This window comes from Sphingobium cyanobacteriorum, assembly GCF_030580935.1.
Taxonomy (GTDB): Bacteria; Pseudomonadota; Alphaproteobacteria; order Sphingomonadales; family Sphingomonadaceae; genus Sphingobium; species Sphingobium cyanobacteriorum.
The window spans coordinates 90450-104161 of sequence record NZ_JAUQOM010000001.1 but is presented as its reverse complement, the minus strand read 5'-3'; the positions used below and the strand labels follow the sequence as shown (position 1 = coordinate 104161).

The 13712-nt window shown below is 66.7% G+C and carries 16 protein-coding genes; 6 read left to right on the top strand and 10 right to left on the bottom strand.

Annotated elements, in window-relative coordinates:
- Nucleotides 1-87 precede the first annotated feature (87 nt).
- Nucleotides 88-462, top strand: a complete 375-nt coding sequence (locus Q4610_RS00470) for a Fe-S oxidoreductase (RefSeq protein WP_304534064.1) — start codon at nucleotides 88-90, stop codon at nucleotides 460-462.
- Here Q4610_RS00470 and Q4610_RS00465 read toward each other — a convergent pair.
- The gene (locus Q4610_RS00465; RefSeq protein WP_304534063.1) at nucleotides 422-898 is read right to left on the bottom strand and encodes an Rrf2 family transcriptional regulator; all 477 of its coding nucleotides are present in this window, start codon (nucleotides 896-898) and stop codon (nucleotides 422-424) included. The two genes, Q4610_RS00470 and Q4610_RS00465, sit on opposite strands and share 41 nt — an antisense overlap.
- A 123-nt stretch (nucleotides 899-1021) precedes the next feature.
- On the opposite strand from Q4610_RS00465, the gene Q4610_RS00460 reads away from it, so the two are divergent.
- Entirely contained in the window at nucleotides 1022-1468 is a 447-nt protein-coding gene (locus Q4610_RS00460; RefSeq protein WP_304534828.1) for a globin domain-containing protein, read from the top strand.
- 24 nt (nucleotides 1469-1492) lie between these two features.
- Here Q4610_RS00460 and rsmD read toward each other — a convergent pair whose 3' ends face one another.
- Complete coding sequence (gene rsmD, locus Q4610_RS00455; RefSeq protein ID WP_304534062.1) at nucleotides 1493-2032, bottom strand: 16S rRNA (guanine(966)-N(2))-methyltransferase RsmD; 540 nt, start codon at nucleotides 2030-2032, stop codon at nucleotides 1493-1495.
- Complete coding sequence (locus Q4610_RS00450; RefSeq protein ID WP_336622854.1) at nucleotides 2029-2970, bottom strand: pseudouridine synthase; 942 nt, start codon at nucleotides 2968-2970, stop codon at nucleotides 2029-2031. The genes rsmD and Q4610_RS00450 overlap by 4 nt, the downstream gene beginning before the upstream one ends.
- Before the next feature lie 558 nt (nucleotides 2971-3528).
- On the opposite strand from Q4610_RS00450, the gene Q4610_RS00445 reads away from it, so the two are divergent.
- From Q4610_RS00445 to Q4610_RS00435, 3 genes are all read left to right on the top strand, one after another.
- The gene (locus tag Q4610_RS00445; RefSeq protein ID WP_304534060.1) at nucleotides 3529-3987 is read left to right on the top strand and encodes a response regulator; all 459 of its coding nucleotides are present in this window, start codon (nucleotides 3529-3531) and stop codon (nucleotides 3985-3987) included.
- 82 nt (nucleotides 3988-4069) lie between these two features.
- Nucleotides 4070-5389, top strand: a complete 1320-nt coding sequence (locus tag Q4610_RS00440) for an AmpG family muropeptide MFS transporter (RefSeq protein WP_304534059.1) — start codon at nucleotides 4070-4072, stop codon at nucleotides 5387-5389.
- Nucleotides 5386-6135, top strand: a complete 750-nt coding sequence (locus tag Q4610_RS00435) for a tetratricopeptide repeat protein (RefSeq protein ID WP_304534058.1) — start codon at nucleotides 5386-5388, stop codon at nucleotides 6133-6135. Before Q4610_RS00440 ends, Q4610_RS00435 begins: the two co-directional genes overlap by 4 nt.
- Here the strand turns inward: Q4610_RS00435 and Q4610_RS00430 are convergent.
- The 7 genes from Q4610_RS00430 to Q4610_RS00400 all read right to left on the bottom strand — a co-directional run bounded on the left by Q4610_RS00430 (nucleotide 6132) and on the right by Q4610_RS00400 (nucleotide 12538).
- Nucleotides 6132-6572 carry a DUF6628 family protein gene (locus Q4610_RS00430; protein ID WP_304534057.1) on the bottom strand — a complete coding sequence of 147 codons (441 nt, stop codon included), beginning with the start codon at nucleotides 6570-6572 and terminating at the stop codon, nucleotides 6132-6134. The genes Q4610_RS00435 and Q4610_RS00430 overlap by 4 nt on opposite strands.
- A gap of 68 nt (nucleotides 6573-6640) precedes the next feature.
- The gene (locus tag Q4610_RS00425; protein ID WP_304534056.1) at nucleotides 6641-7966 is read right to left on the bottom strand and encodes a bifunctional folylpolyglutamate synthase/dihydrofolate synthase; all 1326 of its coding nucleotides are present in this window, start codon (nucleotides 7964-7966) and stop codon (nucleotides 6641-6643) included.
- A 37-nt stretch (nucleotides 7967-8003) separates the two neighbouring features.
- On the bottom strand, nucleotides 8004-8852 hold the full coding sequence (gene accD, locus Q4610_RS00420) for an acetyl-CoA carboxylase, carboxyltransferase subunit beta (protein WP_304534055.1): 849 nt from the start codon (nucleotides 8850-8852) through the stop codon (nucleotides 8004-8006).
- Nucleotides 8849-9664: a tryptophan synthase subunit alpha gene (gene trpA / locus Q4610_RS00415; RefSeq protein WP_304534827.1), complete on the bottom strand. Its 816-nt coding sequence runs from the start codon at nucleotides 9662-9664 to the stop codon at nucleotides 8849-8851. Before trpA ends, accD begins: the two co-directional genes overlap by 4 nt.
- A 2-nt stretch (nucleotides 9665-9666) precedes the next feature.
- Nucleotides 9667-10908 carry a tryptophan synthase subunit beta gene (gene trpB / locus Q4610_RS00410; RefSeq protein ID WP_304534054.1) on the bottom strand — a complete coding sequence of 414 codons (1242 nt, stop codon included), beginning with the start codon at nucleotides 10906-10908 and terminating at the stop codon, nucleotides 9667-9669.
- Between the two features lie 96 nt (nucleotides 10909-11004).
- Entirely contained in the window at nucleotides 11005-11649 is a 645-nt protein-coding gene (locus tag Q4610_RS00405; RefSeq protein ID WP_304534053.1) for a phosphoribosylanthranilate isomerase, read from the bottom strand.
- Between the two features lie 31 nt (nucleotides 11650-11680).
- Complete coding sequence (locus Q4610_RS00400) at nucleotides 11681-12538, bottom strand: lysophospholipid acyltransferase family protein (RefSeq protein ID WP_304534052.1); 858 nt, start codon at nucleotides 12536-12538, stop codon at nucleotides 11681-11683.
- A 53-nt stretch (nucleotides 12539-12591) separates the two neighbouring features.
- Between Q4610_RS00400 and Q4610_RS00395 the strand changes: the two genes are divergently transcribed.
- Nucleotides 12592-13710, top strand: coding sequence for a glycosyltransferase (locus tag Q4610_RS00395; RefSeq protein ID WP_304534051.1), 1119 nt, complete (start codon nucleotides 12592-12594; stop codon nucleotides 13708-13710).
- The last annotated feature ends 2 nt before the right edge of the window (nucleotides 13711-13712 follow it).

The window sequence follows — 13712 nt, the reverse complement described above, 5'->3', positions numbered from 1 at the left end:
TTCCGTTCTGTCTGCTGCCCGATCTGCTGGCCCAATCTGCTGACTGAATGGGCATGACGGGGGGCTAAGACAGAAAGGATCATCCCGATGAAAATGATCATGCTGGCCGGTGCGGCCTTGCTGGGCGTCACGTCCATGGGCGCGCTCGCCATCGCGCAGGATATGCCGGCGCCCGCCAGCCAGCCTGCGGCCGATGCACCGCCGCCGCCGCCGCCGGCTGATCCCAATGCGGGCGTGCCAACCGGCGCGGTTCCGGCCGGTGATGCCGGCATGGTCCCCGCCCCGGCCGGCGTGCCCCACGATCCTGCCGCTCCGGTCGGATCGTCGGCCAATCCGGTCGCGGTCGGCGGCAACATGACCCCGCCACCCACCGGGGCTAAGGATTATCCGCTCTGTTCGCGCACGGTGCAGGACAGTTGCGTCAATCCCGGTGAAGCGGCCCGTCCGCGCAAGCGTCGCTGACCCTGTTTCCCGGCGCGGGCAGGGCGGCGATCAACGCCGCCAGTCCGCGCCGGTCGCGCGCGGCATCCGCCAGGCTGTAGCGGTCGAGCACGTCCAGAAAGGCGTTTGCAGCCTCCGCCAATATCCCGGACAGGCCGCAGGCAGGCCGGATGGCACAGGCCGCGCAGTCCGCCATGCGCATGTCCGGCTCACTGTGCCGGACCACGGCGCCGATGCCGATCTGTGCCGCCGGGCGCGCCAGCACGAATCCGCCGCCGCGCCCCCGCCGGGTGGCGATGAAGCCGCCCTGTCCCAGATGATGCACCACCTTCATCAGATGATTGCGTGACAGGCCATAGCTGTCCGCAATCTCCGTGATCGTCGCGCGCCCGTCCGGTGCGGCGGCCAGATGGATCAGCACGCGCAGCGCATAGTCGGTATGGCGGGTCAATTGCATGGATGTGTCCGCATGGTTCGTTCGATAGAGCGATGGCGTCGCGCTTGAAACATATATCCTGTTTACATCTTAAAAGATGCAAATTAAATGCATCTTACAGACTCAGGAAATAAGGTGATTCAGGTGTCCCACTCGCTGTCACAACAAACCGTCGCCATCGTGAAATCCACCGGCCCCGCACTGCGCCAGCATGGGGTGGCGATCACCACCGCCATGTACGCCCGGCTGTTCCAGGATGAGGATGTGAAGGCGATGTTCGATCACGCGGCGCAGGATAGTGGCGAACAACCCCGGCGGCTGGCCGCGGCCATCCTTGGCTATGCCGAACATATCGACAGGCTGGAATTGCTGGATGGCGCGGTCGCCCGCATGGTCGCGCGCCATGTCGAAACCGGGGTGAAGGCGGAACATTATCCCAAGGTCGCGGCCGCCCTGCTGCCCGCGATCCGCGATGTGCTGGGGCCGGATGTCGCGACCGACGCGGTGCTGGCCGCCTGGGCGGAAGCCTATCGGTTCCTCGCCGACATGCTGATCGCCAGGGAAGCGCAGGCCTATGCGGCGGCGGCCTGAGGGTCGTCCCGCGCTTCCTTCCCGTCAGTCCTCTGTCCGCAGCAGCGTGATCCGCGCCTTGCCGACATCGCGCACGGTATCGATGGCAAAGCCCTTGACCGCCACATCCTCGCGCCGGTCGGTTTCGATGCTGACCCAGGTTGCGCCGTTGGTCCAGCCCAGCCGGGCCAGCTTGTCGAGCGCCACCTGGCCCGCCCCGCTCTCATAAGGCGGGTCCATGAAGATCAGGTCGAGCGGCCTGGTCGCCGGACCAAGCGCCAGCACGCTGCCGGTGCGTATGTCCGGGCGGATGCCCAGCCGGTCGCCATTGGCGCGGATGGCGTCGATCGCCGCCTTGTCCTGCTCGACAAACAGGCAGGAGGCCGCACCGCGCGACAGCGCCTCAAAGCCCAGCGCGCCCGATCCCGCAAAGAAATCGCCCACCGCCAGCCCTTCAAAGGATCCGATGCGGCTGGTCAACATGGAAAACAGCGTTTCGCGGGTACGGTCGGCGGTCGGCCGGGTCGCGTCCCCCTTGGGCGCTGTCAGCGGCCGTCCGCGCCATTGGCCGGAAATGATCCTCATTTCGGGGTCGCTTTCAGGGTAGCGCGGAATTGGGCCAGGTCATGCTGGCGCACCTCCTCGACCGCGCCGACCGCCAGGTCGGCCAGGTGGAACGGGCCATAGCTGGTGCGGATCAGGCGATTGACCTTGAGGTCGAGATGTTCGAGCACGCGGCGCACTTCGCGGTTCTTGCCCTCCGTCAGGGTCATTTCGATCCACTGGTTGCGGCCGGTGCGCCGTTCCAGATTGGCTTCGATCTGGCCATAGCGGATGCCGTCAATCTCCAGCCCGTCGAACAGGTCCTCCAGTTGCTGCTGGCTCACTTCGCCGAATGCGCGGGCGCGATAGGTGCGCGGCACCCCGGTCGATGGCAACTCCATCTGTCGCTTGAACCCGCCATCGGTGGTCAGCAGCAACAGCCCTTCGGTATTCATGTCCAGCCGCCCGATCGGCATCAGGCGCGGCAGGTCCGCGGGCAGGCGATCATAGATGGTCGGTCGCCCCGCCGGATCGCGTTCGGTGGTCAGATAGCCGGTCGGCTTGTGGAACAGGAACAGGCGCGCAGGTTCGGGCGCGGCGATGGCGACACCGTCGACGGTGACGCCATGCAGCGATGTCAGCAGCGTGGCGGGCGTATCCAGTAGCACGCCGTCCTTCGCGACCCGCCCTTCCTCGATCATCCTCTCGATTTCGCGGCGGGATGCGACCCCGGCGCGGGCCAGCAGCTTGGCGATGCGCTGCGGTTCGCCTGAACCGACCGATGCGGCGGCGGCGTGGGCGGGATGCGGGTTGGCCGGACCGGCGGGCACGGGCTTCTTGCCGCCCGGCCTGCGGGGCGGGTAGCTTTTGGGGGCATCGGCGCGGGGGCGATCGAAACGCGGGCGTTCCGCGCGCGCGCCTTCGCGTGCCTTGGGCGCCGCGTCCCTCGGCGCGGCGGCGCGGGGCGCATCGCCACGCACCCGGTCGGCGCGCGGCCGTTCCGTCCGTTCGCTGTTTCCGCGATGGCCGCGTACATCCTTCGACGCGCCAGGGCGCGCTCCATCTGCCCGCGTCCTGTCAGTGCGCGTCCTGTCGGTGCGGGCGCGATCGGTGCGGGGGCGCTCTGCCCATTCACTGTCTCCGCGCGCGCCACGTCCATCCTTCGATGCGGTCAGGCGCGCGCCTTCGGCCTTCTCCCGGTTCGGGCGGCCACGCTCTGCGCGTTCGCCTTCGCTGCGCCCGCCACGCGGCTTAACGTCGCCGTCCCGTGGCGCGCCGGGGCGCTTGCCACCGGGGCCGGTCGGACGTTTCGGGCCGCCGGGGCCGGCCCTGCGGGGCGGTCCGGACTTTTTCGGCGGTTGCACGGGCGGTTCCTTTTCTTGACGACTGGCCATTCCCATATCGGGGAAAAGCCAGCAACAGGCTGAAATGTGCCGCTTGGGCGCCTGGGCGATGGGGATCGGCATGATCCTCTGGCAACCCGGTGCGGGGGCGCGGCGTTTCTTGTGTGCATGGCGGACTCAGGGCGGACTTGGCAAATGTTTTTCGGTTTGGTGAAAGAGGGAGGCGTCAGCAAATCCCGCCGAAAGGCTGTCCATAGCGTGCTGGTGGTGGAGGATGAGCCGCTCGTCGCCTTCGACAATGAACATGCGCTCGAACATGCGGGCTATCGCGTCGCCGCCACGGTCGACGACCATGATCATGCCGTGCGGGTGATCGATGAAGGCGGGATCGATCTGGTGATCGCCGATGTCGCGCTGCATGGCGACAAGAGCGGCATCGATGTCGCCCGCCATGCCGCCGCGCTGGGGCTGCCCGTCCTCTTCGTCACCGGCCGCTGCCCGATCGACGCACGCGCGCTGGCGATCGGCTGCCTTGCCAAGCCTTATGACCCGCGCGATCTGGTCGCGGCGATCGGCGTGGTGGACGCCGTGCTGCGCGGTGTGCGCCGGCCGAAACTGCCGCCGGGCCTCAGCCTGTTCGCACCGGCCGACTGATCGCCGCAAAGGGCGCTTGCTTGGCGGCGATCAAACCATATGGTGGCGCATGATTGGACGCCACCGGGGGAAACACGCAAACATGACCGATGCCATGCAGGGCAGCCGCAACTGGCTCGACGCCGTGAAGCCCTATGTGGAAAAAGCGCCGCTGGCGGCCTTCTTCCTCGGCGTTTCGTCCGGTTTCCCTTATGCGATGATCGGCGCGACGCTGACCACGCGCCTGGCGCAGGATGGTATCGACAAGAAAGCGGTGACGGCCTTCACGCTGGCGTTCCTCGTCTATAATCTCAAATGGCTCTGGGCCTGGGTGGTCGATGGCGTGCACCTGCCGGTCATCGGCCGATTGGGGCAGCGCGTGTCCTGGCTGCTGGTCGCAGGCGTGCTCGTCATGGCGGCGGTCGCCAATCTGGCGCTGGTCGACCCGACCACCAGCCTGCTCCAGACCGCCTATGCGGCCATATTGGTCGGCGCGGCGGGCGCGACCTTCGACATCGTGATCGACGCCTACCGCATCGAGATGCTGAAGCCCGAACAATTGGGCGTAGGCTCTGGCATGTCGCAATATGGCTGGCGGATCGGATCGGTCGCGGCCGGCGCGCTGGCGCTGGTGCTGGCGTCGCGGATCGGCTGGCACGGCGCTTACCTGGCCTGCGCGGCCTTTGCTTTGCCGGCGATGCTGACTGGCCTGCTGCTGGGTGAGCCGGAACGGCACCGTGATCCGCTTGCCCGGCGGGGCATGGGGGAAGTGTGGCAATCGATCGCCGGCCCGCTGGTCGAATTTTTCCGGCGCAGGGGCGCCCTGCTGGTGCTGCTGTTCATCCTGCTGCACAAGATCGGCGACACGCTGGCGAACCTCACCTTCCGCCTGTTGTTCGACGATATGGGCTACACCAATGACGAGATTGCTATTTACGACATCGGCATCGGTTTCTGGGCCTATCTGGTCGGCATTTTCATCGGCGGCATCCTTTATGCCCGCATGGGCATGAAGCGATCGGTGCTGTTCAGCCTGATCCTGATGGGTGTCTCCAATTTTAGCTTCGCCGCGCTCGCCGCGCTGGGCAAGAGCAATTGGGGCATGGCCGGCGCGATCGGGTTCGAGAATTTTGCCAGTGGCATCGGCGGCGTCACCGTGGTCGCCTATTTCTCCGCCCTGTGCGACCTGCGCTTCACCGCCGCCCAATATGCGCTGATTTCGGCGGCTGCCAGCATCGTCGGCCGCTTCCTGACCGGCACCACTGCCGGGGCGCTGATCGAACGGTTCGGCTATGTCGATTTCTACCTGCTCACCACCGCGCTGGCCGTGCCGGGCATCCTGCTCTTCTGGCTGATGATGCGTGCCGGCCTGATCGACGCGAGCGTCGGCAGCGCGGCGACGGACAAGGGCGATCTGCCATGATATTCATCGTTGCATCGCTGTGCCTCCAGATCGTCTGCGCTGTTCATGTCATCCGGTCGGGCCGCAATCAGATATGGCTGCTGTTCATCTTCCTCTTCTCGCTGCTCGGCTGCTTCGCCTATCTGGTGCTGGAAGTGTTGCCGCAGCATTGGAACAACCGTCATCTTCGCACCGCACGGGCGCAAGTGGCGGTGAAGGTCGATCCGGAGCGCGCGGTGCGCGACGCCGAACGCAGTCTCGATCTCGCCGAAACCGCCGCCAACTATATCGCGCTGGGCGACGCGCAGGCGGGGCGCCATCGTTATGCGGAAGCCGAGGCTGCCTATCGCAAGGCGCTCTCGCTGGGGCCTGGGAATGACTGGGGCACGCAGGTCAAGCTGGCGGCGGTTTTGTTCGAGCGCGGCGAAAGCGCTGAAGCGCTGCGGCTGCTCGACGCAGCTCCCGAACTGCCGCGTGGCAGCGAATGGGACCGACGCGCCTTGCTGCGCGCGCGCATTCTGGCCGACCTGGGGCGCAGCGCAGAGGCACGCGCCTTATTCGAAGACCTGGTCGAGCGCATCGCCGGCGAGGAAGCCCGGTGCCATTATGCCGCCTTCCTGCTCCAGCAGAGCGACACGTACCGGGCGCAGGCGGTGCTGGAAGAGGTAGAGCGGCGCGCCCGTCGCATGGACCGCACCCAGCGCGCCGCGCAGGCAGAGATGTATCGCTGGGCCGACGAGCGACTGGCCGAGTTGCGAAAGGCCTAACCGTCCCCATAAAGGTCCAGCGGCCGCCCCAGATCGCTATGCGCCTGCGCCACCGCCTGTAAACAGGTGAGCGCGCCCAATGCATGGTCATTGCCCAGCAGCGCGCTCACCTGGCCATAGGAAATATCGGGATCGCGCAGCGCCTCGCCGGCCGCCGCCATCATCCTCGCCTCGTCGGCGGTCATGCGCGCGCAGCAGCAGGGCGCGACCAGAATCTTGCGGCTCGACACCCGCGCCAGTTCCAGCATCATCGCCCGCATCAGCACCAGCGGCCGGCGATAGCTGCGTCCGAACGCACCCAGCATCGCATTGGCGGCATGGGCGTCATTGACCCCTGCGGCCGCCATGCGGCGCATCACGAACAGGAACAGGCGATTGCCATAGCCGCCCGGAATGGGACGGGGCAGGTCAAGGGGGGAAGTCTCTCCATAAGCCATAGAATCGCGCCTTCTGCTGCATCCGAATGAAGGCAGATTACGCTATTGCGAGTCATTCGCAAGTTATTTCAGTCCGGCAATTGTCCGTTCAATCGCAAAACCTCGCCCGCCAGATAGAGCGATCCGCCGATCAGCAGCTTGGGCGGGGCATCACCGGCGGCCACCGCCACGGCGCGGATCGCCTCTTCCGGTCCGGCATGGGCGGTGCAGCCTGTGCCCCACTGCGCGGCGATGGCGGCGAAGCGTTCGGGCGGGTGGTGGTCATGGCCCGGCACTGGCAGCGCATGGATATGCGCGATCTTGCCCGCGAACGGCGCCAGGAAGGCATCCACTTCCTTGTTCGCCAGCATGCCGATGACAAGATGCAGTTTCTGCCCTTCCAGCCGGTCGACGGTGAAATAGGCGCCGATCGCCTCACCGGCCCCGGCATTATGCCCGCCATCGAGCCAGGCGGTCGCGCCATCGGGCAGGGAGGCCAGCAGCGGCCCCTGCTCCAGCCGCTGGAGCCGGGCGGGCCAATGCGCCCAGAGCGGCGCGGCCTTGAGCGCCGCCTCTGACAGCGGCACCGCGCCTTGATGGCGCAGCATGGCGAAGGCGAGCGCGGCATTCTGCACCTGATGCGCCCCGGCCAGCCGCGGCAGCGGCGTGTCGAGCCGGCCGTGAGCGTCGCGATAATGGAGCCGGTCGCGATAGGCGGCCGCGTCCCATCCCTCGCCCTGGCCGATCCATATGGTGCCCGCCCGGTCGGCGGCTTCCTGCATGATCGGGTGCAGCGCATCGGGATAGCGCTGCGTCACCAGGGCCGCGCCGGGCTTGGCGATGCCGGCCTTTTCGGCGGCGATCCTGTCCAGCGTGTCGCCCAGGAACGCCTGATGATCGATGCCGAGCTGGGCGATGCCGCACACCGCCGGGTCGACCAGCACATTGGTCGCGTCGAGCCGCCCGCCAAGCCCGACTTCGATGATGCAGGCATCCGCCTGATGCTCCGCAAAGGCCAGGAAGGCCGCGGCGGTCGTGACCTCGAAGAAACTGGCGTTCACGCCTTCGGCAATATCGAGCACGCGCTCCAGATAGCGCGCCAACGGCGCGTCCTCGATCAACTGGCCCGACACGCGGATACGCTCGTTGAAACGGACCAGATGGGGGGAGGTAAAGACATGCACGGTCTTGCCGTCCGCCTCCAGTCCGGCGCGCAGGAAGGCGCAGGTCGATCCCTTGCCATTGGTGCCGGCGACATGGAATATCGGCGGAAGGGCACGGTGCGGATCGCCCAGCCGTTCCAGCAGCCGGCTGATCCGCTCCAGCCCCAGCACGTCCGCGCCCGGCGACAGCGACCAGAGCCGGTCCAGTTGCGCCTGCACCTGGCGGTCGTCCGAAACGGCGTGGTCGGCCATGCGCGCTTATTCCCCCTGCCGCGCTGCTATATTGCGATCAGGCCGCAGCGCGCGGTGTCAGATAGCCGATCACCCGCGCCAGCGTGTCGCGCAATGCACTGCGATGCACCACCATGTCGAGCATGCCGTGATCCAGCAGATATTCGGCCCGCTGGAATCCTTCGGGCAGCTTTTCGCGGATCGTGCTTTCGATCACCCGCTGGCCGGCAAAGCCGATCAGCGCATTGGGTTCCGCAATCTGGATGTCGCCCAGCATCGCATAGCTGGCGGTGACGCCGCCGGTGGTCGGATCGGTCAGCACGACGATATAGGGCAGGCCCGCCGCGTGCAGCTTCTGGATCGCCACGGTGGAGCGCGGCATCTGCATCAGCGACAATATGCCTTCCTGCATCCGCGCGCCGCCCGCCGCCGTGAAGATGACATAGGGGCATTTATGCGCGATCGCGTCATTGACGCCCTGGATGAAGGCCGCGCCCACGCCCATGCCCATCGATCCGCCCATGAAGGCGAAATTCTGCACGCCCATCACCAGCGGCACATCGTCGATCGCGCCGCGCGCGTTGATCAGCGCGTCCTGATCGCCGGTCGCGGCGCGGGCGGCCTTGATCCGGTCGGGATAGCGTTTGGAGTCGCGGAATTTCAGCGGATCTTCGGCCACATGCGGCGTCGGCAGCAGGATGAAGCCAGCGTCCAGTATCTGCTCGAACCGATCCATCGGTCCGATCCGGCCATGATGGTCGCAGCGCGGGCAGACGGACAGATTCTCTTCCCATTCCTTGATAAAGACCATTTCCTTGCAGGACGGGCATTTATGCCAGAGCGTCTCTGCTGTGGTTTCCTTCTTGGTGAAGGGCAGGGCGTTGCGAACGCGGTTGATCCAGCTCATGCGGCCGTCTCCTGGGTCCGGGGAAGAAGGGCGCCGCTGAGCGACGCGACGAAGTGCTGGACGAAGGGCGCGGCGGCGTCTCCATGCGATCCAACGATATCGACGATGGCCGAACCCACGACCACGCCGTCCGCGATGCGACCGATGGCGGCGGCCTGTTCGGGGGTGCGGACGCCGAATCCAACCGCGATCGGCAGGTCGGTGGCGGCCTTGAGTTTTTCGACCGCCAGTTCGATCGACGCCTGCGCCGCCTGCTGCTTGCCGGTGATGCCCGCGACCGAGACATGATAGAGAAAGCCGCTCGCGCCATTCAGCACGGCGGGCAGGCGCGCCGCATCGGTGGTCGGTGTGGCGAGGCGGACGAGGTGGACGCCGGCCGCGCGCAGCGTGGGGCCGAGTTCGCCATCTTCCTCCGGCGGAATGTCGACGCAGATCACGCCATCGACGCCCGCCGCCTTGCACTGGTCCGCGAACCAGCCGGACCCGCGCACCAGCATGGGATTGGCATAGCCCATCAGGATCAGCGGCGTGTCGGGATGGCGCGCGCGGAAATCGGTGGCGATGGCAAAGATATGCGTCGTCTTGGTGCCGGACCCCAGGCTGCGCAGGTTCGCCAGTTCGATCGCCGGGCCATCGGCCATCGGATCGGTGAAGGGCATCCCCAGTTCGATAATGTCCGCTCCGCCCGCCACCAGCGCGTCGAGGATGGCGGGCGTCGCGGCCACGTCGGGATCGCCGCCGGTCACGAAGGTGATGAGCGCGGCACGCCCCTGCGCCTTGCAGGCGGCGAAGCGGGAGGCCAGACGATCCATGCTCACATCTCCGCTCCCAGCGCGTCGGCGACCGTGAAGATGTCCTTGTCCCCCCGGCCCGACAGATTGATGACGATGATCTTGTCCGCGTCCAGCGTCGGCGCGATCTGTTCGGCCGCCGCCACCGCATGGGCGGATTCCAGCGCGGGGATGATGCCTTCCAGCTTGCTGAGTGTCTGGAAACTCTCCAGCGCCTCTTCATCCTTGATCGGCATATATTTCACGCGGCCGATCTCATGCAGCCAGCTATGCTCCGGGCCGATGCCGGGATAATCGAGGCCCGCCGAAATGCTGTGCGCCTCGGTGATCTGGCCGTCCTCGTCCTGGAGCAGGTAGGTGCGGTTGCCGTGCAATATGCCCGATGCGCCACCGGCCAGCGACGCGGCATGTTTCTTGTCCAGCCCTTCGCCCGCCGCTTCCACGCCGATCATCGCGACTTCCGGGTCGTCCAGGAAGGGATGGAACAGGCCGATGGCATTGGAGCCGCCACCCACCGGCGCGATCAGCATGTCGGGCAGGCGGCCTTCGGCCTCCAGCATCTGGGCGCGGGTTTCCTTGCCGATGATCGACTGGAAATCGCGCACCAGTTCGGGATAGGGGTGCGGGCCGGCCGCCGTGCCGATGATGTAGAATGTGTCATGCACGTTCGACACCCAGTAGCGCAGCGCGTCGTTCATCGAATCCTTGAGCGTCGCGGACCCGGAATGGACGGGGATCACTTCCGCCCCCAACAGCTTCATGCGGAATACGTTGGGCTTCTGCCGCTCCACATCCTTGGCGCCCATGAAGATCTTGCATTCCATGCCGAACAGGGCGGCGACGGTCGCGGTGGCGACGCCATGCTGGCCCGCGCCGGTTTCGGCGATGACCTTCTTCTTGCCCATGCGCCGGGCGAGCAGCGCCTGGCCGATGCAATTGTTGATCTTGTGCGCGCCGGTATGGTTCAGCTCTTCGCGCTTCAGGTAAATCTTGGCTCCCTTGCCCGGCGCGGCCTTGGCGCGCAGCGCTTCGGTCAGCCGTCCGGCATAATAAAGCGGGTTGGGCCGGCCCACATAGCTGCGCAGCAGTTCGGCAAATTCCGCGTCGAATGCGGGATCGGCCTTGGCTTCCTTATAGACCCGCTCCAGTTCGATGATGAGCGGCATCAGCGTTTCGGCGACATAACGGCCGCCGAACGCGCCGAAATGGCCGTTGGCGTCGGGCTGCGATCGCAGGCTGTTGGGCAAGGATATGGTGTCGGTCATGATGTCGGTCTTTCCGGGACAGATAGGGCGTTCGCTTGGCGTAGGGAAGCGATCAGCGCCATCGTCCTTCGATGCGCACGGCGGGGGCGTTCAGCGTCAACATGGCTGCACCGCTTTGCAGAAGGCCATGATCTTGTCCACACTCTTGATGCCCGGCGCGCTTTCGACACCGGAAGAAATGTCGATCAGGCGCGCGCCGCTGATGCGGATCGCCTCCGCCACATTGTCGATCGAAAGGCCGCCGGACAGGCCCCATGGCGTCGCGATGGCCAGGCCGCGCAGCAGCGTCCAGTCGAAGCGCAGGCCCATGCCACCCGGCAGCGCCGCACCGTCGGGCGTCTTGGCGTCGAACAGCAGCCGGTCGACCGCGCCGGCATAGGCGTCAGCGGCGTCGATGTCGGCGCGGGTCTTGACCGCAATCGCCTTCCACACCGGCAGGCCGAAACGCTGGCGAATGGCGGCGGCGCGGGCCGGGCTTTCCTTGCCATGCAATTGTATCGCGGTCAGTGCGCCGGTCTCGACGAGCCGCGCCAGTTGCGCATCATCGGCATCGACCACCACGGCGACCCGCTTGACATGGGCAGGGATTGCGGCGGCGAGCGCCCTGATCTGGTCCGGCTCGACATGGCGCGGGCTTTTGGGGAAATGGACGAAGCCGACATGGCTGACGCCCGCGCGCACGGCGGCCCCCAGCGTTTCGGGCGTCGACAGGCCGCAAATCTTGATCGCGAGTCGGGACATGGGCGGGCTTTAGCCGGGATGATCCTTCAAGTCACATGGCTGAGGGGGCAGTCAGGTCCATGTCGTGCAGCCCCAGCCACTGGTCGGCATGGGCGATGCAGGCGTCGCCCAGAAAATGGTCGAGCGCGGCGACGATTTCGGCATCGCTCATCGTCCTGGGATCGAGCGGCGCGTGCCAGTGCAATTCGAAACAGGGGCCGCTGGTGCGGACGAGGTAGAAGGGCAGGAATTTCGCGCCCACCTTGCGCGCCAGCCGCAGCGCGATGGACAGGTTGCCGGACGGTTCGATCGGCCGCCCGAAAGTCGGGAACCAGACCTGCCGGTCACGCCGTTCGTCCGCCAGGATATACAGGGTGGCGCGATCCTTCTGGGTCAGATGCTTGAGCACGCCCCGCGCCGCGCCCTCGCCGCCGATCGCCTCGCCCATATAGCTGGAGCGCGCTTTCTTGAGCTGGGCGGCGATCCTGGGATCATGCGGGTCCTCATAGACGCCCAGGCCCGGCCGGTCGGTCGACCATTTGATATGGGCCGCCAGCAAGTCCCAGTTGCCCAGATGGCATGTGAAGGCGATCATCGGTCCGGGGCCGTCCAGCACCGCCTGATATCCGGCCCGGTCGATCACGCGCACATGGGCGTCGTTCACCAGCCGGTCGATATTGGCGAGTTCGCCCATGGTCCGGCCGATATTGACCCATCGCCGGGTCAGCATCGCCTCGCGCTCCGCCTCCGCCATGTCGGGACGGAGCAGGGCGAGGTTGGCGCGGGCGCGGGCATCGCGCAGCTTCATGCGCGGCCGGGCGACATGCGCCGACAGCCAGCCACCCAGCCAGGAGGCGATTCGTGCGGGGAGCAGGCGCATGAGGAAGAAGAGAAAGGGGTTGGAGAGCATCGCCCAAGCGTCATACAGCAGCAATCGGGACGGTAAAGGGGCGCGGTGACACGATGATATGGCTTTGGGTCGTTCTTCAGGCGCTGACGCTGATTGGCGTCACGAACTATTGGCACCATTTGCCACGCGACCGAAAGACAGAGATGCCGGACGGCGTGGTCGTGATCCTGAGCGTGCGCGACGATTGGGACGGCGGATCGGACTTGATCGCCCGGTTGAAGGCGCAAGGCGCGCCCTTCCGCCTGTTGATCGCGACATCGGGCCAGTGTCCGGCGGCCGATGCGCTGGCGGCGCAGGATCGCGACTGGGTGCAGGTCGTCGCGGCTGGCATATCGGTGAATGAAGGGCAGAAAGTCCACAAGCTGCGCGCGGCGCTGCGCACCTTGCGGCCGGAGGATCGCTTCCTGATCTTCATCGACGCCGATATCGAACCGCCCGTGCGGCTCGTCGGACGGCTGCTCTTTCCGCTGGTGCGGGGCAAGGCTGACATTGTTACCGGCTATCGGCTGCTCTTGCCGGAACGTGGCGTCATGGCTGCGCTGGTCGGGGCGGTCGAGATGCAACTGGCGACCCTGCCGCGCTTCGCCAGCGCGACCATGCCCTGGGGCGGCGCCATGGCGCTGACCCGCGACGTGGCGGACCGGCTCGATCTGGACGCGGTGCTGGCGGGCCGCCTGTCCGACGACATGGCGATCGGGCTGGCGGGATGGCGCGCAAAGCTGCGGCTGCGGCCGGTCCGCGACCTGCTGGTGGCCAGTCCGCTGAAGGGCAAGGCAACCGGCCTGCTCGGCTTTGGCGTGCGCCAATATCGCCATATCGTCACCAACAGCGCCGGCATGTGGGCGCTCGCGACCGGCGTGGTCGCGATCCAGTCGCTTGCCTGGGGGTGGGCGTTGTTCTGCGGCGGCTGGCTGGCGGTCGCGATCGGCTATGGCGCGGCCTGGGGAAGGGGGCTGGTCCGGCGGGCGATCATCGGCGCGGTGCTGGAACCGGATCAGGCGAGGAAGGCGCGGCGATCACTGGTCTGCGACATGGTGGCGCCCTTCGCCGTGACATGGGCGCATCTGGTGGTGCAGGTCGCGGCCGCCATGTCCAGCCGTATCAACTGGGGCGGCTGGGTCTATCATGTCCGGCGCGGCCGGGTCGTGGGGATGCGGCGCACAGACGGATGATG